This is a genomic window from Stenotrophomonas sp. Y-13, from assembly GCF_046267925.1.
Classification (GTDB): Bacteria; Pseudomonadota; Gammaproteobacteria; order Xanthomonadales; family Xanthomonadaceae; genus Stenotrophomonas; species Stenotrophomonas acidaminiphila_A.
The window spans coordinates 1,867,632-1,892,547 of record NZ_CP176501.1 but is presented as its reverse complement, the minus strand read 5'-3'; the positions used below and the strand labels follow the sequence as shown (position 1 = coordinate 1,892,547).

Below are 24,916 nucleotides of genomic sequence, written 5' to 3'. Positions count from 1 at the left end.
TGGCGATGACGGAAAGTTGACGGGGTTGGCCACGGCGCGCGGCGCGCGCCAGCCGTGGGCCGCGCCTACGCCTCAGGCGTAGGCGTCGAGCAGGCCGCGCAGGCGCAGGGGACGGACATCGCGCCCGGTCAGGGCGCCGGCCTCGCCCGGCTCGCCGTCGTGGCCCGTGCCCGTGCCGCTGCCGCCGGTGTTGGACGAACCCGGCTCGGACTGGCGGTGGCCGACATCGGCCTGGGCCAGCTGCAGGCCCTGTTCGCCCAGCATTTCACGCAGCCGCGGCAGGCCGCTTTCCAGCGCCTGGCGGACTTCGGCATGCGCGCTTGAGAAGGTCGCGTGGACCCGGTCGCCGTCCAACTGCAGCTTCACTTCCACCGGCCCGAGGTCGTTCGGGGTGACGCGGATGTGCGCATGGCCGATCTTCTGGTCGGCCAGCCAGCCGACGCGGGCGCCGATGGCGTCGTCGAAGTCGGCTGCCTGCATGTCGACCGGCGCCGACAGCGCCGGCGGGAAGGCCGGTGCCGGACGGGCTTCGGCCACGCTGGCCAGGTTCTGCAGCAGCGGCCCGAACAGCGCCGCGCCGGCGCCTGGATCGGTGGCCGCCGGCGCGTTGCCGGCCGGGGCGCCGGGCAGCACCGGCGCAGCGTCGCCGCCGGGCAGCGACGGTGCCAGGGCCTCGGCGTCGGCGGCGAGCGCCGCCGCAGCGGCCATGGCCGTGGTGGCCGCCGTCGACGCGACGGGGGCGGGCGGTGGCGCCAGCGCGGTCGGCACCGCGGCAGCCGCCGTGGACGCGGCCGGCGACGCTGCGCCGCTGGAGCGGGGCAGGGCGCCGCCATCGCGGGTGGCCAGCGGAGCGGCGTCGGCCACGGCCGGGGCCGTCGTGGTTGCCGGCAACAGCCCGGCAAGGCCGACCGGCGGCCATTGCGGCGCGTCGTCGTCGCTGTCGTCCTGGTCGCCACCGCCCTCAGCGGCGGCCGCCGGTTTCCCGGCGTCGCTGGCCGCGGCGGTTTCGCCGCCGCCGGCGGCATCGGCCGGCGCCGGCGCGGCCGCCGGGTCGGCGTTCCCGCGCCCCGGGTCGTCCGCGGCCGGGCGGGCCGCGGGTTTCGGCCGCGGCGTGGCTGCCGCCGGCGGCTGCGGCGCGGCCTGCAGCAGCGCGTCGAATCCAGCGGCGTCCTTGTCGGCGCCGCTGCCGGCGCGCGGCGGGGAAGCCGCGCCCGGCGCCTGGCTGGCGCTCGCCGCGCCCAGCGACAGCGGCGTCATGGGCTGTCGTCCTCGCCAGACAGCTGGGCTTGGCGGGCGCGGCGTGCGCCCAGGTCGTCCATTTCGCGCTGGTCGCGGCGTTCCTCCACCTGCTTTTCGCGGGCGCGGTAGCTGGCCGCCAGCTGCTCCAGCACCTGTTTGTCGCGGCTGGCCAGCAGCAAGCGTGCGCGCTCGGCATCGACCCGCTCGCGGTTGCGGTCCACGGTCTGGCTCTGCTGCTGCACGGCGCTGTCCAGGCGGTCCAGGAACGCGCGCCGGTTCATCAGCTGCGACGGGCTGGTGGCGGCCATCTGCGCGCCGGCGTATTCCTCGGCGTAGCGGCGCAGTTCCTCCAGCCGCGACAGGTGCATGTCCAGCGCCTGCTGGCGCTCGGCCAGGGCGCGGGCGACCGCGTCCTCGTGGTCCTGCGCACGGCGCAGCAGGGGGTCCAGGCGACGGGATTGGTTCATGGGACGTTCTCGCTTTCGACCAGGCGTTTCAGGGCGGCAAGGCTGTGGGGAAGGTCGGCGGCCAGGCTCACGTCCTGGCCGAGGAATTCGAGGATTTCCGGCCAGCGCTCGAGCGCTTCGTCGGTGGCCGCGTCGTTGCCGCGCTGGTAGGCGCCGATGGCGATCAGGTCGCGGTTGGCCGAATACGCCGCCACCAGCCGCTTGAGCTTGCGGATGCGCAGGCGCCAGGCGTCGTCGGCGATGTCCTGGACCACGCGGCTGACCGACGACTCGACGTCGATGGCCGGGTACAGGCCGGAATCGGCGACCCGGCGCGAAAGCAGGATGTGGCCGTCGAGGATGGCGCGGGCGGCGTCGGCGATCGGGTCCTGCGGGTCGTCGCCCTCGGTGAGCACGGTATAGAAGGCGGTGATCGAGCCGCGCCCCTTGGCGCCGTTGCCGGCGCGTTCCACCAGCGCCGGCAGCTTGGCGAACACGCTGGGCGGGTAACCACGGGTGGTCGGCGGTTCGCCGACGGACAGGCCGATCTCGCGCTGCGCCTGGGCGAAGCGGGTCAGCGAATCCATCAGCAGCAGCACGTTCAGGCCCTGGTCGCGGAACCACTCGGCGATCGCGGTGGCACGATAGGCGCCATGCAGGCGCGCCAGCGGCGGGCGGTCGGCCGGCGCGGCCACCACCACCGCCCGGCGCAGGCCTTCCTCGCCCAGGGTGGTCTCGACGAAGTCGCGCACTTCGCGGCCGCGCTCGCCGATCAGCCCGACCACGATCACGTCGGCCGAGGTGAAGCGGGTCATCATTCCCAGCAGCGTCGATTTGCCGACGCCGGAGCCGGCGAACAGGCCCACGCGCTGGCCGCGGCCGATCGGCAGCAGCGCGTTGATCGCGCGCACGCCCACGTCCAGCGGCTGGGTGATGGGTTCGCGCGCGAGCGGGTTGATCGACACCCCGGCCATGCTGGCGCTGCCTTCGGCGCGGATCGGGCCCTTGCCGTCCAGCGGCACGCCGTCGCTGTCGATGACCCGGCCCAGCAGGCCTTCGCCGACCTCCACCCCGCCGCGCCGGTAGGACGGCACCACGCGTGCGTTGGGCAGCAGGCCGTGCAGTTCGGCGCTGGGCATCAGGTAGGTGCGGTCGCTGGCGAAGCCGACCACCTCGGCGTCGACCCAGCCGCCGTCGACCTCGACCTTGCAGGTGGCGCCCATCGGCGCCTCGCAGCCGACCGCTTCCAGGGTCAGGCCCACCGCGCGGCGCAGCACGCCCTCGCGGATCAGGCCGCGGCCGTGCCCCGGCTCGATGTCGATGGCGTCCAGCCGGGCGGCCAGGCGCAGGTTGCGCGCGGCCGACCAGGCGGCGGGCGCCGGTGGCGGGCGGTCGGGCGGCGCGGTGTCGGGATGGGTGGGGTTCATTGGGTGGCTCCGGCCTTGCGCATCACCGTGGACAGCGCCGCGCGCAGGCGCGCCTCGAGGGTGCCGTCGATGCGCACGCTTTCGGCGTGCACGCGCAGGTCGCCGCGGCTCAGGCCGGGGTCCGGGCTCAGGCGCTGGCCCGGCGCCAGTTTCAGCAGCGGCGCCAGCGCGGCGATGTCATCCGGGTGCAGGCGCACCTCGACCTCGCGGCTGCTGCCGCCGACCGCTTCCAGCGCCTCGTTGACCAGCTCCTGCAGCAGCGCCGGTTCGGCTTCGTAGGCACGGCCGAGCAACTGCCCGGCCACGCGCACCGACAACTCGCCCAGCGCGGCCACCACTTCGCCTTCCAGGCGCAGCAGCGGGCGGCTGAAGTTGTCCAGGATGCCTTCGATCTGCGCCACCAGCCGGCGCACCTCGGTCTGGCCCTGGGCGAGGCCTTCGGCATGGCCCTCGGCGTGTCCCTGTTCCAGCCCTTCCTGGCGCGCGGCGTCCTGGATGGCCTGGATCTGCTCCAGCGTCGGCGGCTGCGGCAACGGCTCCGGCGGCAGTTCCGCGGCATCGCCGGGATGGTCGTCGGACAGCGCCGGCGCCGGTTCCAGCGCGGCGGTCAGATCGGGGGCCATCCAGCGCACGACCGGACTCACAGCATGGTCTCCGCATTGCCACCGATGGTGACGGTGCCCTCATCGGCCATGCGCTTGACGATGGCCAGGATCTCGCGCTGCGCGGCTTCCACGTCGGACAGCTTGACCGGGCCGCGCGCCTCCATGTCCTCCAGCAGGATCTCGGCGGCGCGCTGGGACATGTTGCGGGTGATCTTGTCGCGCACCTTGATGTCGGCGCCGCGCAGGGCCAGGCCCAGGCGCTCGCCGCTGACTTCGCGCAGCACCAGCTGCATCTCGCGGTCGTCCAGGTCCACCAGGTCGTCGAACACGAACATCAGGTCCTGGATGCGGCTGCCCAGCGGCGCATCGACCTGCGCGATCGCGCTGAGGATCGCCTGGTCCTGGCCGCCATCCATGAAGTTGAGGATGTTGGCCGCGCACTGCACGCCGCCGATGTTGGACGACTTCAGGTTCTGGTTGCCGGCGAACTGGCGCTCCATGATCTCGTTGAGTTCGTTCAGCGCGTTGGGCGGGATGCCGTCGAGGGTGGCGATGCGCAGCAGCACGTCGACCCGGGTGCGTTCGGGCAGCAGCTTCAGCGCTTCGGCGGCCTGGTCGTTTTCCAGGTGCGACATGACGATGGCGATGATCTGCGGGTGTTCGTTGCGCACCAGGTCGGCGACCGCGCGCGGGTCCATCCACTTCAGCGTGTCCAGGCCGGTGGTGTTGCGGCCCAGCAGGATGCGGTCGATCAGGTTGTTGGCCTTCTCGTTGCCCAGCGCCTGCACCAGCATGTTGCGGATGTAGTCGTCCGAGCCGACGCTGAGCGAGGTCTTGTTGCCGAGTTCGCTGCTGAACTCGTCCATGACCTGCTGCACCTGTTCGCGGCTGACGTCGGTCAGGGTGGCCATGGCGATGCCGATCTTCTGCACCTCCTTGGGCTCCATGTGGCGCAGCACCTCGGCCGCGTCGGCTTCGCCCAGCGAGAGCAGCAGCACCGCGGCGCGCTGCACGCCATTCATGGGAACGACGGACTCAGTCATTGGCCACCCATCCCTTCACCACCTGGGCGACGCGCTTGGAATCGGAGCGCACCGCCTCGCGCGCCATGCGCAGGCGTTCCTCGTAGGCGTCCAGCGGCAACGCCAGCGGCGCGGCGCCCCCCAGCTGCAGGTGGTCGTTGGCCAGCCCGGGCAGGCCGTCGGCGTTGTCCACCAGGTGCACGTCGGCGCGCAGCGGATCCTCGTCCGGGCCGGGCAACGCCTTGGGCGGGCCGGCGATCTGGCGCAGCGCCGGGCGCAGCACGCCGAACAGCAGTGCCAGCACCACGACCGCACCCAGCACCAGGCGCAGGCCGTCGCGGACCTGCGGCAGTTCCCACCACTTGATCGGTTCGTCCGGCGTGGTATCGCGCACGAACGGCGCGTTCATCACCGATACGGTGTCGCCGCGCGCGGTGTCGAAGCCGACCGCCTGCTTGACCAGTGCCTCGACCCGGGTCAACTCGGCGGCGCTGAGCGCCTGGTCGCTGATCTTGCCGTTGCTGCCGGCACGCGGCACGTGGTCGACCAGCACCGCCACCGACACCCGCTTGACCCGCCCGGCGGGCTGCCGGGTGTGCTGCAGGGTGCGGTCCAGCTCGTAGTTGCGGGTGGCGTTCTTGCTGCTTTCGCTCGGGGTGGCGGCGGTGGCCGGCGCGGCCTGGGGGCCGGGCGGGGTGTTGCTGGCCGCGCCGGGCACACCCTGCGGGCCCTGGGTGGTGGTGGTGTTCTCGCTGATCTGCTCGCTGCGCACCTTCTGCGGTTCGCCGTTGTACAGCTCGCGCGCTTCCTCGGTGACCGAGAAATCCATGTCCACGCTGACTTCCGGGTTGACCCGGCCGGGGCCGGTCATCGGCTCCAGCAGCTCGCGGATGCGCTGGTTGTAGGAGGTCTCCAGGCGCCGCACCTGGTCGAACTGCGCCGCGTTCAGGGCCGCATCGCTGTTGGGGTCGGCGATGGTCAGCATGCGCCCGCTCTGGTCGACCACGGTGACCCGCTCCGGGGCCAGGTCCGGGATGCTGGAGGCGACCATGTGCACGATCGCATCGACCTGGTTGCGTTCCAGCTGCTGGCCCGGACGCAGTTCCAGCACCACCGAGGCGCTGGCGACGTCGCGCTGGCGGGTGAACGCGCTGGGCTTGGGAATGGCCAGGTGCACGCGCGCGTCGCGCACCGGACGCAGGGTGGTGATGGTGCGCACCAGCTCGGTTTCCAGCGCGTGCTGGTAGCGCGCGTTTTCCATGAACTGGCTGACGCCGAAGCCGGGGTCGCGCTCCATCAGCTCGAAGCCGAGCCGGCCGCTGTCGGTCAGGCCGGAGCCGGCCAGCTTGAGCCGGGCGTCGTGGATGTTCTTTTCCGGCACGCTGATGGCGCCGGTGGCCGCGTCCAGCTCGAACGGGATCTGCGCGGCGCGCAGCAGGTCGGTCGCCTCGGCGGTCGCCTTCTGGTCCAGGCCGGTGTACAGCGGCGCCATCGGCGGCTTCTGCGCCCAGAAGAACACGAACAGGCCGGCCGCCACGGCAATGGCGATCATCGCCATCAACCCCAGCCGGCGGGTGATCTGCAGGCTCTGCAGCCGGTCGAACCAGGCCCCGGCCTTTTCCGAATTGAGTGAATCCTTGGACAGCGCGAGTGCCATGGCGACCGGTTCCTTACAGCGGCATGTTCATCACGTCCTGGTAAGCCTGGACGAGACGGTTGCGGACTTCCACGGTGGCGCGGAACGCCAGCTGGGACTGCTGGGAGGCGACCATGACCTTGGCCAGGTCGGCGCCGGGTTCGCCGCGCTCGAACGCAGCGGCCAGCGCGCCGGAGACCTGCTGGGCGCGATTCACGTCGGCCAGCGCGCCCTGCAGGGTGTCGGTGAAGTTGGCCACCGGGGCGGTGGCGGGCCGGACCCCGGCCAATCCGTCGATGGCGTTGCTGCGCGCGACGTCGGCGGCCGGCAACGACTGGCTCGCCTGGGTCTGGTAGCTGCGGATCTGGGAAAGGATGGAATTGACGGAGTGGGACATCGACAAGGTTCCGGGACAGGGGAGAACTGCCTGTTCATGTGCAAGTCGCGTGCCGGAACCGGAACGGCGGGAAAACCCGCGGGAAGCCTGTGACAGCGGGGCGGACCGCGGCCCCGGCGACGGTTTTCCGTCGGTGACGCCGGGAATGGTGACGCTGGGCCAGGGGTCGGGGCGATGGCGGGCCCGGGGCGGCGGATGCCGCCACCGCGGGCCGCCGGTTGGCCGGTGCCGTCGAGGCGCGGCAGAGCCCGCCGGCGTGCCGCCCGGCGGCGGGCATCAGCAGCCGGGAAACCGGCGCCGGGCGGGGGCAATGCAGTTCAGGGCAGCCAGGCCGCCTGCCACTGCGCCAGCCCGGCGTCGGCCAGCATCCAGTCGCGGTGCACCACCGCGCGCAGCGCGTCGCCGGCGGCGGCACGCGCGCCGGCGTCGGCCAGCTGCTCGCGGATCGCCCCGACCCAGTCGCGGTGGCGGTTGCGCACCCGGGTCACCGGCAGCGCGTCGTCGCGGTAGGGGCCGACGTCGCTGCACACCACCGGCACCGCGCAGGCGCCGTACTCCAGCAGGCGCAGGTTGCTCTTGCATTCGTTGAAGCGGTTCTGCTCGAGCGGCGCGATCGCCAGGTCCAGGTCGAGACGGGCCAGGTAGCGCGGGTAGGCCTGGATGTCGACGCCGGGATGGAACTCGGCCACGTGCGGGCGCAGGCGTTCCGGGCACATGCCGAAGAACACCCAGTCCACCTCGCGTGCCAGTTCGGCCACCACGTCGGCGACCATCTCCAGGTCGCCGGTATGGCCCACGCCACCGGCCCAGCCGACCCGCGGACGCGGGCCGCTGCCGCGGCGCGGCGCCGGCAGCCCGCGCCACCAGCCCGGCGGCAGCCGGTTGCCGGCAATGCGGATGTCCGGGTGCAGGCCGGCCAGGGCCTCGGCCAGCGCCGGGGTGGAGACCACCACCCGGTCGACCCGCGCGAACGCCTGGCGCAGGGTGCGCAGGATGTCGCGCGGCATGTGTTCGCGGTGCGCGCTCTTGGCCGGCAGGTTCGGCAGGTAGTCGTCCAGTTCGTAGATCCTGAGCGCCTTCGAGAAGCGCGGCATGCGCCGCATCCGTTCCAGGTCCTCGTCGGAAATCCGGCGCTGCAGCACCACCACGTCGGGATCGATGCGGGCCTGTTCGACCGGGTCCAGCAACGTGGCGTAGAGCGCGCCCTCGGCATGGCCGGCGGCGCGCAGCGCCTCGAACGGCTGGATCACCCGGTACTGGCCGCTGCCCCAGGGATCGGCCGGGTGCGCGAGCACGCGCGGCATCGGCCGCCACGGCAGCGGTTGCCAGGAGAAGTCCGATTCGCCCAGGCGGAAGCCGCCGGCCACGTCCAGCCGCAGGCTGGGGTTGTAGGCCGGGTCGTGCGCGAGCGCCGGCAGCCAGCGTTCCAGCAGCGCATCGGTGGCGGTAGCCGGCAGCGGCGTGGCCGCCACCGAATGCAGCAGCAGCGCGTGCGGCGTCCATACCGTGAGGTAACCGCGCTGGCGCGCGCGCAGGCACAGGTCGACGTCGGCGCCTTCGTCGGCGAAGGCGGCATGGTCGAAACCGTCGAGTTCGGCGAACAGCGCGGTGCCGACCAGCAGGCAGCTGTCGGCGACCGCCGAATAGTCCTGCGCCACCTGCAGCCGGTGCATGTAGCCGGGCGCGTCCATCGGCGAGCCGGCGAAGGCGCGACCACCACTGCACAGCAGCCCGGGCACCAGCCCGGCGTGGGTGACCGTGCCGTCGGCCGAGATGGTCTTGGCGCCGACGATCCCCACTTCCGGACGCAGCCCGTGGTTGAGCAGCGCGTGCAGCCACTGCGGCTGCAGCGCCGCCACCTGCGGACGCAGGAACAGCAGGAACTCGCCGGCGGCCTGGCTGGCGGCCAGGTTGCGGGCGGCGGCATGGGCCAGCGGCGGATCGAAGGCGAACGCGCGCACCCGGCCGGCGGCCAGCGCCTCCACCTGCTGCATCCACTGGCGGACGTCGGCGCCGGCGCCGTTGTCGACCAGCAGCAGCTCGTAGTTCGGATACGCGGTCTTTTCCAGCAGCGACACCACGCAGCGCTCCAGCGTGGCCAGCGCGGTGTCCGCCGCGACCGCCAGCACCATCGAAACCAGCGGCTGCCGGTCGTGGCCGTAGTCGATGCGGTACAGCCCGTCGCCGGCGCTTTCCAGTATCGCGCCGGGATAGCCGCGCGCGTGCAGGTGGCGGCGGATGGCGCGCTGCTGCGCAAGCCGGTCCAGGCGCGGCGGCGCGCAGGTCAGCAGCGGCTCGGGCAGGTGGGCGATGCCGTCCAGGCCGCCGTGCTCGACCAGGCGCAGGATCAGGTCCAGTTCCGCGGCGTCGCCGGCCCCGGCGTCGAAACCGCCGGCGGCGAGCACCGCCTCGCGACGGAACACCCAGTGCCCGGCCAGCATCGCCGGGTTGCCGAGCAGCAGGTCGAGGTTGAGGTCGGGGCGCAGCGCCGGTGCCAGGTCGCCGCGTGCATCCTGGTGCCACTCGTCGGCGTAGAGGGCGCGCACCGCCGCGTCGCTGCGCGCGAGTTCGACCAGCAGCCGGTCCAGTCCAAAGACATGGAACTCGGTGCCGGCATCCACGAACAGGACCCACTGGGCCGGACTGGTCCGCAGCACCTCGTCCATCGCCGTGTCCGCGGCAAGGTAGCGGGTGCCCATGCGACCCGCCGCCGCGGACGGCGGCGCGCCGATCACGCAGCCGCGGATCGCATCGTCGGCGGTGGCGTATCGGGCCACGCTGGCCTGCGTGCGCCGCAGGTCGGCGGCGGACTGGCCGCCGGCGCGGATGGCGATCTCCAGGCAGGGCCGGGGCAGGCTGCGCAGGCTGGCCTGCAGGGCCCGCCACTGCGCGGCGGTGAGCCGGCGCCGTGCCTGCCAGTCCAGCAGCGGCCAGCGCGCCTGGGCGATGGCCAGGGCCTGTTCCAGTGCCTGCGGCAGATCGACCTTCCGCGCGGGCTGGCTGCCGTCCAGCGGTGCCAGGGCCACCTGCCGGGTGTCGCCCCCGCGGTACCAGCCAAGCCGCCGCAGCGCCTGGCGGAACGTCTCGTGCCAGTCGTCGGCGATACCCGGCTGGTCACGCCCGCGCTGGCTGAACTGCTGGCGGGAAATGCGGAAGTCGACCAGCGGCCGGGCACTGATCGCCACCGCGCCGTGCCGCAGCAGCTTGACGTACAGCGACAGGTCGGCGAGCCAGGCGATGCGGACGCCGTCGAGGACGGCCAGCTGGTCGCCCATCGCCAGCAGGGGCGCGCGCCGGCACAGGGCCACGCTGGGCTCGCCGAGGAAATTGAGGGTGTGGTCGGCGAAGAAGTCGATCAGGTCGCGGCCGTCGATGCACACGTCATGGTCGGCCGGGAACGCCGTGGGCAGTTCATCGGGCAGCGGCATCCCGGCCTCGTCGACGAGCCGCCGGCGGGCGGTCGCCAGCGCCAGGCCGGGAACCTGCGCGAACGACTCCAGCAGGGTGGCGATGCAGTCCTCGTGCAGCACGTCGTCGTCGTGCAGGAACTTGATGTACTCACCCTCGGCCAGGCCGATCGCGCGCGCGGTGCTGCGCATTTCCCACAGCCGCTCGGGGTTGCGCGCGTAGCGCACCGGAAAGTCCGCGCGCGCGGCGAAGGCCTCCACCGCGGCCTGCACGTGGCCGGTTGCCGAATCGTCGCAGACCACGACCTCCAGCGGGCGATGGGTCTGCCGGCGCACGCTTTCCAGCGCCTGCGGCAGCCAGCGGGCCTTGTAGGCCGGTATCACCACGCTGACCAGCGGAGCAGTGGAAGGGGGTGGGTTCATGGGCATCAGGCGGGGTGGTTTGCGGCGACCGCGGCGTGGATCCGTTGCACCACGCGCCGCGAGTTGTCGGCGTCCAGGTGCTGGAAGAACAGGCGGCGGGCGGTGAGGTAGCGTTCGTCGGGGTGGTACTGCGGCTGCGCCAGCACGGCATCCAGCGCGGCCAGCAGCCCCGCGAAGGTCGTGGTCATCGGCCCGGGAAACGCCAGGTCAAGGTCATACAGCAGCCCATTCTGGCGGGTGCGGTAGTGCTCCAGGTCGTAGGCGAAGCCGAGTACCGGCAGGCCCAGGTAGAGCGCGTCGATGTAGACCGAGGAGTAGTCGGTGATGACCAGCGCGCTTTCGCGCAGCAGCGGCGCGATCTCCTGGAACTCCGCGTGGCCCAGGTCCAGCAGCACCTCGCCATCGAGGTGGCGCACCGGGTCCAGCGCCGCCGGGCCGTTGACCAGATAGTGGCTGCGCAGCCCCAACACCGCGCCATGGCGCTGCAGGACCTGGCGCAGCTGGACGACCTCGTCATCGCTGAAGCGGTAGCTGCGCTCGGCGGCGACGCTGGCATCGCGGTAGGTGGGGGCGTACAGCACCAGCCGGCGACGGCCGCGCAGCGCCCGCACGCGCGCGAGCTCGTCGCGCAGGCCGGCGGGGAGTGCGTCCTCGGCGATGCGCAGGAAATCGTTGCGCGGCAGCCCGGTAACCCAGACGTTGGTCGGGGGCAGCGGATGGAAGATCGCCGCCATCGCGTGCGCGTCGATGGTCGAGGACGCGACCAGCCCGGTGTAGAAGCGACGTTCGCGGCGCCGGTGCCGGTCGCGGTCGCCATGCTGGCGCTGGTCCGGGTTGGCCAGCGCGAACAGCCGCTTCAGCGGAATGCCATGCCAGAGGTTGACGGTGACGCGCCGCCGGAGCCACGGCCGTGGCGCGGCGTAGCCGCCGTTGCGCCAGGCCAGCGACATGTCCAGCGCGGTGGAATTGGTCAGCAGCAGCACGCCGCAGCGGGCGAGCGCCCACAGCCCCCGCGGCGAGTCCAGGCGGAGCACGCGCACGTGCGCGTGCTCGCTCACGTCCAGAGGCCGCTGGCCACCGCGCACGAACACCCGGCAGTGCACCCGCGGGTCGTCCTTTACCTGCTCGAAGACCGCGCGTGCGTTCTCGATGAACTGGCCCGGCTTGAGCGGATGGTCGAAGAACGCCCAATGGTCGCGGCGCTTGGGCACCAGCAGGTCCAGCAGCCGCCACGCCAGCAGCAGCGGCACCCCCAGCCACGCAGGCATCACGGCCGGCCTCGCATCACGCGGCGCGGACCCGTGCATGCGCGGTCAGCAGCTCGCAGATCCGGCCGACTTCGGCATCGGACAGGTCCGGGTGGATCGGCAGGCACAGCACCTGGCGGGCGGCGGCGTGCGCCACCGGCAGGTTGTCCGGCGCCGCGGACGCGAAGCCGCGGTACATCGGGAACTCGCTGATCAGCGGGTAGAAGTAGCGCCGCACCAGGATGTGTTCGGCGCGAAGCAGGTGGTAAAGCTCGTCGCGCTGCAACGGGTAGTCGTCGCCCACCAGCACCGGGAAGTAGGCGTGGTTGTGGCGCACGTCCGCGGGGCGTGCCAGGCACCGGATGCCGGCGATGCCCGCCAGGCGCTGGCGGTACAGCGCGTCGATCGCGGCGCGACGTTCCAGCGCACGGTCGATGTGCTTGAGCTGGAGCAGGCCGAACGCGGCGCTGACCTCGTTCATCTTGCCGTTGATGCCCGGCGCCACCACGGTGGTCTCGTTGACGAAGCCGAAGTTCTTCAGGTGGTCGATGCGCTGCTTGGTGCGCGCGTCCGGGCAGATGATGGCGCCGCCCTCGAAGGTGTTGAACACCTTGGTGGCATGGAAGCTGAGCACCGACAGGTCGCCGTGCCGCAGCACGCTGCCGCGGGTGTCGCCGACCGCGAAGGCATGCGCGGCGTCGTAGATCACCCGCAGGTTGTAGTTGTCGGCGATGCGGCCGATGGCGTCCACGTCGCAGGGCGTGCCATAGCAGTGCACCGGCATGATGGCCGTGGTCTGGGGCGTGATCGCGGCCTCGATCCGGGCCGGATCGAGGTTGAAGGTGACCGGGTCGACGTCCACGAACACCGGCTTGATGCCGTTCCACAGCAGCGAATGGGCGGTGGCCACGAACGAGTACGGCGTGGTGATCACCTCGCCGGTGATGCGCAGCGACTGCAGGGCGGTGACCAGCGCCAGCGTGCCATTGGCGAACAGCGCGATGTGCTCGACCCCGAGGTAGGCGCACAGCGCCTTCTCCAGCGCCTGGTGCATGCTGCCGCCGTTGGTCAGGATGCGGCTCTCCCAGATCCGCTCCAGATAGGGCACGAACTCTTCCAGCGGGGGCAGCAGCGGGCTGGTGACCGGGGTCGGCTTCTTGGGGATCATCGCGGGCGGGCCGGGGGCATGGCGTCGGCGGAATGCCGGCGTGCGGGAACATGCAACTCCCGTGCCGGGGCGCGGCGCCGGTCAGTTGACGGCCAGGCCCAGGCCGCCGGCCTCCGGCGAGAACATCAGGCTGCCCAGCGATGAGCGCAGCGGCAGCGAGGCGGGCCATCCGGGCGGGACCATCGCCGGACCGATGCGGTAGCGGCCGTGGATGCCGTCGCCGGTGCGATAGTGCAGGACCAGCCCGTACAGGCTGCCTGGCCTGCATTCGCGGCCCCGCAGGTCCAGCCGGTAGCGCCAGCGGTGCTCGCCGATCCGCCCTTCCGGCTGGAACTCCCAGCTGCCTTCGCCCTGGATCGAATGCAGCTCGAACCAGACCGCGCAGCCTTCCATGATGCGGTCATGAAGGTCCAGGGTCAGGTCCAGGCTGTCCTCGCCCAGGCAGATGTCGCGCAGGCGGAAGAAGCCGATGTTGGGGAACTCCAGGCGCATCGCGGCCCGCGGCAGCGGGACCTCCGGGTTGTCCAGGAACGGTTGCTTCCAGTAGCAGGCGCCGTCGATTTCCGCGATCCAGCCCCGTTCGCTGGTGATGCCGAGCAGGAAGCACAACCCTTCCACTTCGCCCCGCTTGATCAGTTCCAGGTAGAGGCAGCGACGCGCGCCGAGCGCTCGACAGTCCACGTCGCCGTACAAGGCGAGCAGTTCCTGCATGGACGTGATGAACACTTGCCTGAAGGCCGGGGAGGCAACGATTCCCGGTGCCGTGAACAGCGCACGCTGCAGATTGGCGACCGCAATCGCCCGGCGGTACTCATCGGCGTCGGGAAGGTCGCGGAACTGCTCCCACTCAATCGTGGCCGACCGCAGGCGGTCGCGGAAATTGTCCCCTTGTCTGGCACTCTGGGTTATGGACGGTTGGCCGCGCTCCTCGCGCACCCGCCATAGATAGACCAGGTCGGTAATGATCGCGGTGCACCTGCTGTGCCAATAGGCCGCATGCACGAAGGGGCGGTCGGCGTAGAGCAGGCCGGGCACCATTCCCAGTTGGTGCTCACGCAGGAATTCCGTGCGGAATACCTTGTTCCAGTAGAAGCCGTCGTGGTGGATGTCAATGAATTCGCGCACATCGGCGATGCAGCGGCGGCGATGCCAGACATGGGGCTCCTGGAGGAACAGGGTGCTCGATATGCCGCCGCTGGTGAGCCGCGCGGCGCGCCCGACCACGATGTCCGCATCACAGGCCAATGCCTCCGCCATGAGCGCACGGTAGCCGCCAGGTGTCACCACGTCGTCGGAGTCGACCAGTGCCACATAGCGCCCGCGCGCCAGTGATACGCCGAGGTTGCCTGAAACCGCGCCGCCTTCGTTCGGTTTGCTGATGCAGCGGAAGTTCGGGTGGCGCCGCTCGTAGTCGCGGCAGATCGCCAGGCTCTCGTCGGTGCTGGTATCATCGACGGCGATGATCTCGATGTTGCGGTAGTCCTGTTCCAGCAGCGAATCAAAGCACTCCGGCAGGAACGGGGCGGTGTTGTAGACCAGCACCACGATCGACAGCAGCGGTGCTTTGTCATCGCAGGACAATCGATCCGGAGTCATGCGCGTACGTCCCTGAGCTGTTCCACGGCATCCACATCGAACACCGGTATGCCGTGGACCGCGGCCACGTCGGCGCGCTCGCGGTAGGCGTCGTCAATGAAGATGGCCGCTTCGCCGGGCGGGATCACGGCGCTCTTGGGCGAACCGTCGCGCAGGTGCACGATCCGCTCGAACAGGTCCGCGCAGATGCGGTGCCGTGCGAGCGTCTGCTGCGGCTCGGTTGCATGTCGGGTCACCAGCACCACCGGGATTCCGTGCGTGTTCCATTGGTACAGCAGTGCCATCACCTGCGGCTCCGGGCTGCCGCGTACCAGCAGCGTGTCATCGAGGTCCAGGTAGACGCGCTCATAAGTCAGCTCCGCCCGCCAGCGGTTGCCCAGCGCCCGGTCCATGACCAGCGGATAGTGCTGGGGCATCACGGTGAAGGCCTTGCCCAGGTAGGCGTAGAGGCTCAGCAACGGATAATTGATGCCGCGCATGCGGTTCAGCGCCATGGAGCCGGCGATACGCGGGGCAACTTCCAGCAGCTTGGGCACACCATCGCGGTTACGCCGCGCCTGGAAGAACCATGCCCCTTTCAGGCATAGCTCGCCGGCGATGGCGTGCGCCATTGCTTCCAGCGCGGGGTCGCGGGGGGCCGGCTCGGTACGCACGCTGATTCCGGATTTGACTCGCCCGCGCACCCGCGCCGCCGCGTGCAGCAGGGTGCCGCTGCTGCTGGAAATGCAGTCCACGGTGTACTCGGTACCGGGCAGGTATTCGCTGAAAACGTACTCGATGCCACTGTCGAGCAACTGGCGATGGCGCTCGGGTGTATCCACCCGTTCGGCACCCTGGCTGCCCTGGCCGACGGCAGGCTTGGCGAAGATTGGGTAGAGCGCTACGCCGGGCGCAGGTGCGGTGTCCGGGGCGATGCCCAGGTGGCGCAGGCGGCCGTAAGTGAGATTCTTGTTGCGGCAGACCGCCGCGGTACCCGGGTCCGGCACCGCAGCGGGCGCATGCAGCCGCTCGCCGGCCTCGGCCAGCAGAGGAATCACGCTGTCATGCGCGGGTAGGACGATGTCGATCGCCCATTCGTCGATCAATGCGTCAAGCGTGTCGAGCAGGTTGCCCGACCCGGTGGAAGCATCGATCCGGCGGTAGCGCGCGTAGACGAACTCGCCGTGGTCGGACACCGACGAGGCACCATGCAGGCGCACGTCCTTGGCATGGTGCAGGGCGGCGTGGATTTCCAGGCCAATCTCCGAGCCGCAGGGGAAGACGAGGACGTTCATGACCATGCCAGGCTCCCGGTGCGTATTGCGGGCAGGAGCTTGCGCAGGAATATGCTCCCGTAGGCGGCATTCCCGTGGAAATCTCCAACCTGCCGGGTCTGGCCAAATTCGGCCTTGAGAAAGCCGCGCTCGGTGATGCCCGAAGGGGGCAGAACATGGCGGATGCCTTTGCGTTCAAGAATTCCGGCGAATGCATCGACATAGGCATCCCGTATTTCGAGGAGTTCCTCGTCCACGAACGGCGGGTGATTCGGCCCATCAAGATAGGTTCGTGGCAGCGGCGGCGCGGCCATGACGGAGAACTCCAGATCCAGCGCCATCATGGCGTCGTAGAAGGACAGAATGTGCCTGTTCATGTCGAGCACCATCTCGCGGAATGCCGCGCGACTGACATATTGCTTGCTCCGCACGGTGTCACCGACGGTCCAGTTGCGCCACATGTCCGAGTTGTAAAGCCTCACACCCTGGAAACCGAGCGAGACGATGTAGTGGCGGTCATCGCCGCGCCTGATTGCACCGCCCGAACCCGGCGAGAGCCGTTCGAGCGAGTCGCGCATGTCCTGCGAGGTGAAGTCGAGCTGGTTCCCGCTGACAGAATGGAATGGGCCGGCGAGGAATTGGTCACCGAACGCGAGCATGCCGATCGGCAGATGATCCGTGCCTGCCAGACCGAGCCGCTCTTCAGTGCCGAGCGCTTCCCATGCCTCCTTGAGCGCGACGACATGGGAGTCGCCGAGGATGATCGCGTTCATTCCCGCTGCTCCAGGAACATCTCTTCGCAGATCGCGTCCTCTGCATGGGGCACCAATCCGGCCTCTGGTCGTTCGTCCATGAAGGATTGGACGTCCTCTGCAAGATGCTCGGCGAAGAAGTGGGACATGACGTAGTCAACCCCGGACGGCTTCACCGAGCGCAGGTCCGCCTCGAAATGCCGGGTGCCGGACGGGAAGGCAGATGCAAGCTCGTACGAAGGGAAATAATCGATGCGTTCGCTCTCCTGGGACAACTGGCCGGCTACCGCACGAAGCACGGATTTCGAGTAAACCGTGGCAGACAGGACGTGCTGCCCGGATGCTGTGGCGACCAGCGGGACGGGAGAAACGGTCAACAGGAACCGGATGCCGGGGTTGACCTCGCGCAGCAGGTTCTCGAATTGGCGGAAGTCCGCGAGGATTTCCTGGTAGGTGAAGTTGTGGAAGGCATGCCTTTCCGGATTGAAGACTCCTCCCGCCTTCGTTCCCGGGCAGATCGGGAAAACGGCCCCGTCGCGGGCGTCGGTCCACGCCTCGGTAAGCCCCAGCGTGCAGATGAACAGGTCGGATTGTTCGAACACTTTCCGCACCGCTTCGAGGTGGGTTGTTCTCGACAGCTGGAAATCCGCTTCCGACGCGAACGGGACTGGCTCAACGGCTGGCCGGAATGGATCGTGGATGCCTGCTTTGCTCACCCACATGTCATCGACGGGCTTTCTCAACCCGTAGGCGCGCTCGAAGAGCTGAAGGAGCTGCCGGACGGTGTAGATGTTGCAATAGCGTGCCGAGTAGACCCCGTAGTTGAAGCTGCCGCGCAAGGCATCGGGGAACCACGTCGGTGCCGGTTCGTAGTCCATGAACGCGAAGCCCGAGGCAGCAAGGCGCCTGGCGATGTGCTGGGCAAAACAGCTTCCCGCCGTGACGATCCGGTCCTTTTTCGATATTTCGAACTTCTTCCGGTAGATGTCGGCGTACCGGTCAGGCGCGCGCTGCGCTACCGCGCGGCTCCAGCGTGAACGTTCCGACAGGTCATCATAGGGCGAGGTCATTGCATCGGCTCGATTGGACTTGCCAGCAGCACGGCCTCCCAGCCCTGTGGCAGCTGCACCCATTTGAAGTTGAAGCGGTAGGGGATGCCGAGCCCGGCGATGAAGCGGGGGATGGTCAGCACGTCGTCCCACTTGTGGTACAGGCACAGCGCCAGCTTGGGGCGGAAGCGGCGGATGGTCTGCACGGCCCCGTGCAGGGCCGGGATCTCCGACCCCTCGATGTCCATCTTGATCAGGTCCACCCGCTGCAGCCCGTGTCGGGCGACATAGTCGTCAAGGGTGATGGTTGGAATGCGCTCGCCCGGCCCGTCGCCGGGCTCGACCGACGTCGCGCCCTGCAGCCTGGCCTGCTTGATCACCAGCGAACCCTGGCTGTGGTCGGACAGGGCCAGCTTGTTGAGCACGACGCGGTCGCTGATACCGTTCAGCGCATTGTTGTAGCGGAACAGGGCGATGCTCTCGTCCAGCAGTTCGAATGCGTGCACCTGGCAGTCGCCGCCGGTCTTGGCGCAGAACAGTGCGGCGGTGTCGCCGATGAAGGCGCCGGCATCGATGATGACGTCGCCGGGCGCAACGCGGAAGCCCTCGGTCTGGTACTGGTCGAACAGCACGTCGTCGATGCTCAGCGCCCAGGCATAGGTGACCAGGCGGAAATCATGGCCCTGCGGGCGCATGTCCTGCAGCACGTAGTGGCCGCCGTCGATCTCGACCGGGGGCCGCTCCGCCTGCCGGATGCGCTCCACCTCGGCGTCGTAGAACGCCATCTCGGCCGGGTCGATGCGATCAATGCCGGCCCAGCGCTTGAGGAACCACACCAGGAAACGCTGTTGCTCGGCCGGTTGCAGGCGTTCGTAGAGCAGCGTTGAAATTGCATCCGAATCAGCCAGGTAGCGTTGGATCAGGCGTTGCAGGCGCGCGTCGTCGTCCGCCGCGCCACCGATGCCCAGCGCCACCAGGTCGGTCATGAAGCGGTTTGTCGCCGGGAACGGGCCGAAGAACGCATCGACCACGCGCGCGGCGGCCCTGCCGTCGTTGAGCGCGCAGAAACGCTGGCGGAACGCGGTATACCGTTCGGCGTGGGCGGCCTGGACCGCGGGCAGGTCGGCCAGCAGGGCGATCAGCGCGTCGGTGCTGCGCGCGATCGGGCCCGGCAGGTCCTGCTCCATGTCCAGGTAGAAGCCGCGGATCCGCTGCGCATACTGGTCGAGGTCGTAGCAGTAGAACAGGATCGGGCGGCCGCTGGTGGCGAAATCGAAGAAGATCGACGAATAGTCGGTCACCAGCACGTCGGCGATGACGCACAGGTCGGTCGCATCATCCACGTGCGACACATCGCGGACGTTGGCCGGCAGTGGCCGGTCCCCGAGGCCGCCGCTCACCAGGTGGTGCGCACGGACGAGCAGCATCTGGTCCGGCGCCAGTGCCGCGGCCACCCGGGCGACGTCCAGCCGCAGGTCGAGGTCGAACTGCCAGTGGCCGACCTGGCGGTCGTCGCGCCAGGTCGGGGCGTACAGCACGTAACGGCGATCGAGCGGGAGATCCAGGCGGCGGAGGACGTCCGTGCGTCCGCCGTCCGCGGCGGCCAGCGGGTCGGTCAGCGGATAGCCGGTTTCCAGCACGTCGCCCTCGTAGCGGAAGGCACGGCGCAGCACGGCGCTGGAGTAGTTGTTCGCGCTCAGCAGGTGGGTCCATGCGCGCGACTCGCGGTACAGGTTGTCGCGGGCGTCGACCTCGGGGCCGGCGACGTCGATGTCGTATCCCAGCCGCTTGAGCGGGGTGCCGTGCCAGGTCTGGAGGTAGCGGGTGTCCGGCTTGCGGCCATGCGCGGTGAACAGGATGTTGTTGACGCGGTACCTGGCCTGGGCAAGCAGCCGGTGGTAGGCGGCCGAGCCGCGGCGCACGCGCGCGGGATTGCCGGGGATGGGCGTGTCGCCGTTGTAGGCCCAGACGCAGCGCAGGTCCGGACGCATCCGCCGCAGCGCTTCATGGATATAGCGGGGATTGCCCGCGTATGCCTTGCCCAGGAAGCTCTCGAACAGGACCAGGTCCTCCTGCAGCGGCAGCTCCTCCAGCAGCATGGGGAACGCGGCACGCGTGTTCTCGGCGTCCACCGTGTAGGCGTGTTGCTGCGACGGCGCGGTGAACAGCGCCAGCGAACTGACGCTGTCGCTCAGGTAGGCCGATATCCCGTGCTCACCGATCGCCTGTTGAAAGAAGTGGCGGGGGATGGTCGTGCCGGTCGTGCCGATCAACGGCTCGAACACGCCGTTGCCGTCCAGCTCGACCTGGACATCCCAGCGCAGCGGGCGATCTTCCAGCAGCGGGGCGACCGGCAGCTCCGCCCGGACCGTGTCGCCCTCGCGGTGGAAATGCAGGGGCAGGATCCGAGCACCGTCACGCGAACGCAGGCGCAGCCCGCTCATCCGTGCCGGGCCGGGCTGCAGCGAAAGCAGGAGCCCATGCTCCGCGTCTCCGGCCGCGGGGCGGATGTCGAACACCGGGCGCATCAGCGCGCACCGCCCAGCAGCGGACTGCCGATCCGCGGCGCCCCGGCGACGGCCGCCTCAGCGGGGTCGCGGCGGATCCTGGCCTTCAGCGAGGAACTGGAGATGTCCTCGGTGCGGGGCAGGTAGCGGACCTCGCAGTGGCACGACAGGGCGTCGAAATGCCCGGTCCAGTCCGAGCCCATCACCAGGATCGCCGCGCCATGGCGGCGGATGTCGGCGGCCTTCTGTTCCCAGCTGTCCTCGGGAAACACGTCGTCGACGTAGCGGATGGCGCGAAGCACCGCCTCGCGGTCCGCATAGCATTGGGTGGCCGTCTTGTTCTTGATGGCGTTGAACCGGTCCGAGGACAGGCCGACCACGAGCCGGTCGCCCAACGCGCGGGCGCGACGCAGCAGATTGACGTGACCCACGTGCAGAAGGTCGAACGTGCCGTAGGTCAGAACAAGCGTCATGAGCGGGGAATCCAGGCAGCCATGGTCGGCCTGCATCAGGCAAGTTCCGTGCCGTTGCCGCTGCCGGCCCGCGCGGACGGCGGCCTCAGTCCGCCGCCTGATCGCGGTCGATCCCGTACTTGCGCAGTTTTTCCACCAGGGTGGTGCGGCGCAGGCCGAGCAGCTGCGCGGCGTGGGCGACCACGCCCTGGGTGCGCTCGAGGGCTTCGTTGATCAGCTTCAGCTCGATGCCGGCCATGTGGTCGCGCAGGTCCAGGCCATCGTCGGGCAGTTGCACCGGCACCGGGCTGCCCGCGGCGGCGGCCGGGGCGGGCGCCGCCGCGCTCGCCGACAGGCTGGCCAGCGGCCGCTCGTCATCCAGCGCCACCGGCGGCGGTGCCGCCTCGCTGCGGTAGCGCGCGGGCAGGTCCTGCACCCGCACCAGTCCGCCCGGGTGCAGCACCGCCAGGCGTTCGACCAGGTTGGTCAGTTCGCGCACGTTGCCCGGCCAGCGATAGGCGGCCAGCGCCTGCAGCGCTTCGGCGGCGAAGCGGACCTCGCCACGGCCGGTACGCGCCAGCTGCGCGGCGATGGTCTCCACCAGCGCCGGGATGTCGGCGATGCGTTCGCGCAGCGCCGGCACGTCGATCGGGAACACGTTGAGGCGGTAGAACAGGTCCTCGCGGAACTTGCCTTCGGCGATGCGCGTTTCCAGGTTGCGGTGGGTCGCGGCGATCACCCGCACGTTGCAGCGGATGGTCTGGTTGCCGCCGACGCGCTCGAAGCTGCGCTCCTGCAGCACGCGCAGCAGCTTGACCTGCATCGGCAGGCTCATGTCGCCGATCTCGTCCAGCAGCAGGGTGCCGCCCTCGGCCATCTCGAACCGGCCCTTGCGCGCGCTCAGCGCACCGGTGAAGGCGCCCTTTTCGTGGCCGAACAGCTCGCTTTCCAGCAGGTCCGGCGGAATCGCGCCGCAGTTGATGGCCACGAACGGGCCGTCGCGCCGCGGCGAGCGCTGGTGGATGGCGCGCGACACCACTTCCTTGCCGGTGCCCGATTCACCCAGCACCAGCACGGTGGTGTCGAACCCGGCCACCTGCTCGATCAGCTGGCGCAGCTCGGTCACCGCCGGGCTGGTGCCGGTGGGGCCGGTGTCCTCGCCGCCGCCGGCATGGTGCTCGGCGTCCAGCCGCCTGAGGCTGGCGCGGCGCAGCAGCGCCTCCATCTGCGCGTGGCGCATCGGCTGCTCCAGCGGCCAGACGTTGGCCTCGTGCAGGGCGTAGTGGCGCGCGAACGCCAGCGGGTCACCTTCGGCCAGCAGCACCGGCGGCATGCCGGTGCCGGCCAGCCAGTGGAAGAACGGCATGGCGCGCGCCGGGTCCTCGATGGTGCCCACCACCAGCGCCATCCAGTCGTTGACGCGGTGACGGCTGGTATCGATGTCGCCCACGTCGGTGACCCAGCGCGGGTTGAGGTCCATGAACTCCAGCAGCGCCACCGTGCGTTCGGCGCGGACGCCCTCGCTGTCGATCACGAGGATGCGCGATTCACTCATGGCCCTGTTCCTGCCTGACGTGCTCCAGGATCGGCATGACCTCCTGGATGTAGGACAGCTTGCTGACGAAGTTGTCGGCACCGGCACGCTGGGCGTGCTCGCGGTGCTCGGCGTCGTCGAAATGGCTGGCGATCACGATGTAGGGCGGCTCGTCCTGGGTCTTGATCAGGCGCGTGGCCTGCAGCCCGCCCATCTCCGGCATCGCCAGGTCCATCAGCACCACCCGCGGGCGCAGCGCCTCGGAGCGCTCGATCGCCTCCAGGCCATTGGCGGCGCTGCCGACCACCTGCAGCCAGTCGACCTTGCGGAAGTGGCGCATGGCCGCGTTGATGAAGCCTTCGTGGTCGTCGACCAGCAGAACGGTGAGCTTGCTCATGGAATTCCTCGGATCAGCCTGCGCGGGCCAGCAGCGGACGCGCATTGTGCCGCTTCCGCTCGCGCGCGGGGGCGATGTCGAGCTGTTCGCGGTATTTGGCCACGGTGCGGCGGGCGATGTTGACCCCCTGCCGCGCCAGCAGTTCGGCGATGGCCTCGTCGGCCAGCGGGCGCGCCGGCGGTTCGGATTCGATCAGCCGTCGCACCATTGCCTTGACCGCCTGCCCGGAGATGCTGGCGCCGTCCAGGCGCACGGCGAAGAAGTGTTTCAGCTCGAAGGTGCCGCGCGGGGTCTGCATGAACTTGCCCGAGGTGATGCGCGAAACGGTGGACTCGTGCATGCCGATGGCGTCGGCCACTTCCTTCAGCGTCAGCGGCGCCATGGCTTCCTCGCCCTCGGCCAGGAACGCGGCCTGGCGCTCGACGATGACCCGCGCGGTGCGCAGCAGGGTGTCGTAGCGCATGGACAGGCCGCGGGTGAACCAGCGCGCCTCCTGCAGCAGTTCGCGCATCGGCTGGGCGGCGCTGCCTTCGCTGGCGCCCAGGGCGCGCTCGTAGACCGGGTTGAGGCTCACCCGCGGCGTGGTGGCCGGGTTCAGCGCCACCCGCCACTGGCCATCGGCGCGCCAGGCCACCACTTCCGGGATGACCGCGTCGTCGGCCTGCGGCTGCAGCGTGTCGCCGGGGCGGGGCTGCAGCGACAGCACCAGCCGGAACGCCTCCAGCACGTCGGCGTATTCGGCGCCCAGGCCGGTGGCGATGGCGGCGTAGTCGTGGCTGGCGAGCAGGTTCAGGTCGCCGTCCAGCAGCCGCGCCGCCAGATGCCGGGCCGGCACCGTGCCGGGCAGGGCGGCCAGCTGCGCCTGCAGGCATTCGCGCAGGTCGCGCGCGGCCATGCCGGCCGGCTCGCCCTGCAGCAGGCGCTGGCGGATGCGCTCGACGTGCGCGCCGTCGCGGTCGAAGCGGGCGCTGGCCAGCAGGGTCAGCTGCGCCAGCGGCGCCTGCAGGTAGCCGGCGTCGTCGCAATGCTCCAGCCAGAACCCGGCGATCGCCAGGTCGCCCTCGTCCAGGTCCAGCGACAGCGCCTGCAGGATGCGCAGGTGCGGGTCGCTGGATTCGCCCATCGCCAGGCGCGCGGTGCGGTCCTCGTCGGCGTCGTTCCAGCTGGCGCCGGGCACGTCCCACATCGAACTCTCCGGCAGCTCGTCGAACGCCGCGGTCTCCAGCTGCGGGTCGCCGGCGCCGGCGGTTTCGGCGGCGCTGGCGGACGCCTCTTCCTCGATCTCCAGCAGCGGGTTGTTCTCCAGCACCTGGCGGATTTCCTGCTCCAGCTGCAGGCCGTTGAGCTGCAGCAGGCGGATGGACTGCAACAGGGCGGGCGTGAGGTGGAGTTGCTGCCCGAGCTGGGTGGCGAGCGTGGCTTTCATGGCGTCTGGTCCCCGTGGCCGCTGCGTGAAGCGACCGTGATGGAACACATCTTGCGTAGGGGGTGTCAGGGAATGAATAGGAGAAAACCCGGCGCCATCCGGGAGTCCCCTGAGGGGGTGTAGGGGTTTTTCCTACATTTCGCCATTAATCCGTCGCCGTGGCGGGGGCGGAGATTGGATTATCAATGACTTACGGAATTCTGACGCGCCACGCGACGGATTTCCGAATCTGTGACGCGCTGCCACCGCCGGTCCGCGGGCGAGGGCTCAGGCAAGCTCCTGCTGATGGCGCACCGCCAGCAGCAGCAGGTCGTTGGCGCGGCGGCAGCCCAGCGCTTCCATCATGCGCGCGCGATGGGTCTCGACGGTTTTCACGCTGATGCCCAGTTCGGCGGCGATTTCCTTGGTGGTGCGGCCGTTGCCGAGCTGGCGCAGGATCTGCCGCTGGCGCGGCGACAGCGCGGCGATGCCGGTGGGGCGTTCGCGCCCGAGCATCGGCGCCAGCATGCGGGTGGAGATCTGCGGGCTCAGGAACACCTGCCCGGAATGCGCCGCGCGCAGCGCGATCTCCAGCTCCTGCGGGGCGGCATCCTTGACCACGAACCCGACCGCGCCGCGGTCCAGCGCATCGCGCACGTGCGCGGTGTCGTCGTGCATGGACATCATCACCACGCGCGCCTGCGGCACCCGCCGGCGGATGTCGGACAATGCCTCCAGGCCGCTGCGGCCGGGCAGGGAAAGATCCATCAGCACCACTTCGGGGCGGTGCAGCACCGCCAGCTCCAGCGCCTGGTCGGCGTTGCTGGCTTCGCCGACCACCAGCACCCCGCCGAACGTCTGCAGCAGGCGGCACAGGCCGGCACGCACCAGCGTATGGTCATCGACGATCAGGACACGCACGGGCACGGGCATCGCTTGGGAATGGCCGCACCT

At 70.2% G+C, this 24,916-nt stretch carries 20 protein-coding genes; all 20 read right to left on the bottom strand.

Features of this window, described 5'->3' with window-relative positions; translation table 11 throughout:
- Positions 1–72: 72 nt before the first annotated feature.
- A complete protein-coding gene (locus ACJ7VY_RS08625) occupies positions 73–1,257 on the bottom strand; it encodes a flagellar hook-length control protein FliK (protein WP_313249433.1) in 1,185 nt (394 codons plus the stop codon).
- The gene (gene fliJ / locus ACJ7VY_RS08620; protein ID WP_104938852.1) at positions 1,254–1,706 is read right to left on the bottom strand and encodes a flagellar export protein FliJ; all 453 of its coding nucleotides are present in this window, start codon (positions 1,704–1,706) and stop codon (positions 1,254–1,256) included. Before fliJ ends, ACJ7VY_RS08625 begins: the two co-directional genes overlap by 4 nt.
- Entirely contained in the window at positions 1,703–3,112 is a 1,410-nt protein-coding gene (locus tag ACJ7VY_RS08615; RefSeq protein ID WP_104938851.1) for a FliI/YscN family ATPase, read from the bottom strand. Before ACJ7VY_RS08615 ends, fliJ begins: the two co-directional genes overlap by 4 nt.
- Positions 3,109–3,756 carry a FliH/SctL family protein gene (locus ACJ7VY_RS08610; protein ID WP_409475431.1) on the bottom strand — a complete coding sequence of 216 codons (648 nt, stop codon included), beginning with the start codon at positions 3,754–3,756 and terminating at the stop codon, positions 3,109–3,111. Before ACJ7VY_RS08610 ends, ACJ7VY_RS08615 begins: the two co-directional genes overlap by 4 nt.
- On the bottom strand, positions 3,753–4,739 hold the full coding sequence (gene fliG, locus ACJ7VY_RS08605; RefSeq protein WP_104938850.1) for a flagellar motor switch protein FliG: 987 nt from the start codon (positions 4,737–4,739) through the stop codon (positions 3,753–3,755). Before fliG ends, ACJ7VY_RS08610 begins: the two co-directional genes overlap by 4 nt.
- A gap of 13 nt (positions 4,740–4,752) precedes the next feature.
- Positions 4,753–6,396, bottom strand: a complete 1,644-nt coding sequence (gene fliF, locus ACJ7VY_RS08600; RefSeq protein WP_161614453.1) for a flagellar basal-body MS-ring/collar protein FliF — start codon at positions 6,394–6,396, stop codon at positions 4,753–4,755.
- 13 nt (positions 6,397–6,409) lie between these two features.
- Entirely contained in the window at positions 6,410–6,772 is a 363-nt protein-coding gene (gene fliE, locus ACJ7VY_RS08595) for a flagellar hook-basal body complex protein FliE (protein WP_313249439.1), read from the bottom strand.
- Positions 6,773–7,089: 317 nt separating this feature from the next.
- A complete protein-coding gene (locus tag ACJ7VY_RS08590) occupies positions 7,090–10,602 on the bottom strand; it encodes a glycosyltransferase (protein ID WP_409475430.1) in 3,513 nt (1,170 codons plus the stop codon).
- Positions 10,603–10,607: 5 nt separating this feature from the next.
- Positions 10,608–11,870 (bottom strand): CDP-glycerol glycerophosphotransferase family protein, encoded by a 1,263-nt coding sequence (locus ACJ7VY_RS08585; RefSeq protein ID WP_202626405.1) that lies wholly within the window; start codon positions 11,868–11,870, stop codon positions 10,608–10,610.
- Between the two features lie 16 nt (positions 11,871–11,886).
- Complete coding sequence (locus tag ACJ7VY_RS08580; RefSeq protein WP_161614450.1) at positions 11,887–13,017, bottom strand: DegT/DnrJ/EryC1/StrS family aminotransferase; 1,131 nt, start codon at positions 13,015–13,017, stop codon at positions 11,887–11,889.
- A gap of 81 nt (positions 13,018–13,098) precedes the next feature.
- A complete protein-coding gene (locus ACJ7VY_RS08575; protein ID WP_409475429.1) occupies positions 13,099–14,562 on the bottom strand; it encodes a glycosyltransferase in 1,464 nt (487 codons plus the stop codon).
- A 47-nt stretch (positions 14,563–14,609) separates the two neighbouring features.
- On the bottom strand, positions 14,610–15,887 hold the full coding sequence (locus tag ACJ7VY_RS08570; RefSeq protein WP_161614448.1) for an ATP-grasp domain-containing protein: 1,278 nt from the start codon (positions 15,885–15,887) through the stop codon (positions 14,610–14,612).
- A complete protein-coding gene (locus tag ACJ7VY_RS08565) occupies positions 15,884–16,639 on the bottom strand; it encodes a hypothetical protein (protein ID WP_161614447.1) in 756 nt (251 codons plus the stop codon). The genes ACJ7VY_RS08570 and ACJ7VY_RS08565 overlap by 4 nt, the downstream gene beginning before the upstream one ends.
- On the bottom strand, positions 16,636–17,688 hold the full coding sequence (locus tag ACJ7VY_RS08560) for a GSCFA domain-containing protein (RefSeq protein ID WP_161614446.1): 1,053 nt from the start codon (positions 17,686–17,688) through the stop codon (positions 16,636–16,638). The genes ACJ7VY_RS08565 and ACJ7VY_RS08560 overlap by 4 nt, the downstream gene beginning before the upstream one ends.
- The gene (locus tag ACJ7VY_RS08555; protein ID WP_409475428.1) at positions 17,685–20,195 is read right to left on the bottom strand and encodes an FkbM family methyltransferase; all 2,511 of its coding nucleotides are present in this window, start codon (positions 20,193–20,195) and stop codon (positions 17,685–17,687) included. The genes ACJ7VY_RS08560 and ACJ7VY_RS08555 overlap by 4 nt, the downstream gene beginning before the upstream one ends.
- Positions 20,195–20,683: an adenylyltransferase/cytidyltransferase family protein gene (locus tag ACJ7VY_RS08550; RefSeq protein WP_337778402.1), complete on the bottom strand. Its 489-nt coding sequence runs from the start codon at positions 20,681–20,683 to the stop codon at positions 20,195–20,197. The genes ACJ7VY_RS08555 and ACJ7VY_RS08550 overlap by 1 nt, the downstream gene beginning before the upstream one ends.
- 49 nt (positions 20,684–20,732) lie before the next feature.
- Entirely contained in the window at positions 20,733–22,181 is a 1,449-nt protein-coding gene (locus tag ACJ7VY_RS08545) for a sigma-54 dependent transcriptional regulator (protein ID WP_409475427.1), read from the bottom strand.
- Positions 22,174–22,557: a response regulator transcription factor gene (locus ACJ7VY_RS08540; protein ID WP_409475426.1), complete on the bottom strand. Its 384-nt coding sequence runs from the start codon at positions 22,555–22,557 to the stop codon at positions 22,174–22,176. Before ACJ7VY_RS08540 ends, ACJ7VY_RS08545 begins: the two co-directional genes overlap by 8 nt.
- Before the next feature lie 13 nt (positions 22,558–22,570).
- Positions 22,571–23,983, bottom strand: a complete 1,413-nt coding sequence (rpoN, locus tag ACJ7VY_RS08535) for an RNA polymerase factor sigma-54 (RefSeq protein ID WP_409475425.1) — start codon at positions 23,981–23,983, stop codon at positions 22,571–22,573.
- Between the two features lie 267 nt (positions 23,984–24,250).
- The gene (locus ACJ7VY_RS08530) at positions 24,251–24,883 is read right to left on the bottom strand and encodes a response regulator transcription factor (protein WP_104940194.1); all 633 of its coding nucleotides are present in this window, start codon (positions 24,881–24,883) and stop codon (positions 24,251–24,253) included.
- Positions 24,884–24,916 lie beyond the last annotated feature (33 nt).

What these genes read in the sequence shown, in the direction of transcription:
- ACJ7VY_RS08625 (WP_313249433.1), bottom strand. Translation starts at nt 1,257, where the DNA reads ATGACGCCGCTGTCGCTGGGCGCGGCGAGCGCCAGCCAGGCGCCGGGC.
- ACJ7VY_RS08590 (WP_409475430.1), bottom strand. Translation starts at nt 10,602, where the DNA reads ATGAACCCACCCCCTTCCACTGCTCCGCTGGTCAGCGTGGTGATACCG.
- ACJ7VY_RS08540 (WP_409475426.1), bottom strand. Translation starts at nt 22,557, where the DNA reads ATGAGCAAGCTCACCGTTCTGCTGGTCGACGACCACGAAGGCTTCATC.
- fliF (WP_161614453.1), bottom strand. Translation starts at nt 6,396, where the DNA reads ATGGCACTCGCGCTGTCCAAGGATTCACTCAATTCGGAAAAGGCCGGG.
- ACJ7VY_RS08565 (WP_161614447.1), bottom strand. Translation starts at nt 16,639, where the DNA reads ATGAACGCGATCATCCTCGGCGACTCCCATGTCGTCGCGCTCAAGGAG.
- ACJ7VY_RS08615 (WP_104938851.1), bottom strand. Translation starts at nt 3,112, where the DNA reads ATGAACCCCACCCATCCCGACACCGCGCCGCCCGACCGCCCGCCACCG.
- ACJ7VY_RS08550 (WP_337778402.1), bottom strand. Translation starts at nt 20,683, where the DNA reads ATGCAGGCCGACCATGGCTGCCTGGATTCCCCGCTCATGACGCTTGTT.
- rpoN (WP_409475425.1), bottom strand. Translation starts at nt 23,983, where the DNA reads ATGAAAGCCACGCTCGCCACCCAGCTCGGGCAGCAACTCCACCTCACG.
- fliE (WP_313249439.1), bottom strand. Translation starts at nt 6,772, where the DNA reads ATGTCCCACTCCGTCAATTCCATCCTTTCCCAGATCCGCAGCTACCAG.
- fliJ (WP_104938852.1), bottom strand. Translation starts at nt 1,706, where the DNA reads ATGAACCAATCCCGTCGCCTGGACCCCCTGCTGCGCCGTGCGCAGGAC.
- ACJ7VY_RS08555 (WP_409475428.1), bottom strand. Translation starts at nt 20,195, where the DNA reads ATGCGCCCGGTGTTCGACATCCGCCCCGCGGCCGGAGACGCGGAGCAT.
- ACJ7VY_RS08570 (WP_161614448.1), bottom strand. Translation starts at nt 15,887, where the DNA reads ATGAACGTCCTCGTCTTCCCCTGCGGCTCGGAGATTGGCCTGGAAATC.
- ACJ7VY_RS08580 (WP_161614450.1), bottom strand. Translation starts at nt 13,017, where the DNA reads ATGATCCCCAAGAAGCCGACCCCGGTCACCAGCCCGCTGCTGCCCCCG.
- ACJ7VY_RS08560 (WP_161614446.1), bottom strand. Translation starts at nt 17,688, where the DNA reads ATGACCTCGCCCTATGATGACCTGTCGGAACGTTCACGCTGGAGCCGC.
- fliG (WP_104938850.1), bottom strand. Translation starts at nt 4,739, where the DNA reads ATGAATGGCGTGCAGCGCGCCGCGGTGCTGCTGCTCTCGCTGGGCGAA.
- ACJ7VY_RS08545 (WP_409475427.1), bottom strand. Translation starts at nt 22,181, where the DNA reads ATGAGTGAATCGCGCATCCTCGTGATCGACAGCGAGGGCGTCCGCGCC.
- ACJ7VY_RS08585 (WP_202626405.1), bottom strand. Translation starts at nt 11,870, where the DNA reads ATGCCTGCGTGGCTGGGGGTGCCGCTGCTGCTGGCGTGGCGGCTGCTG.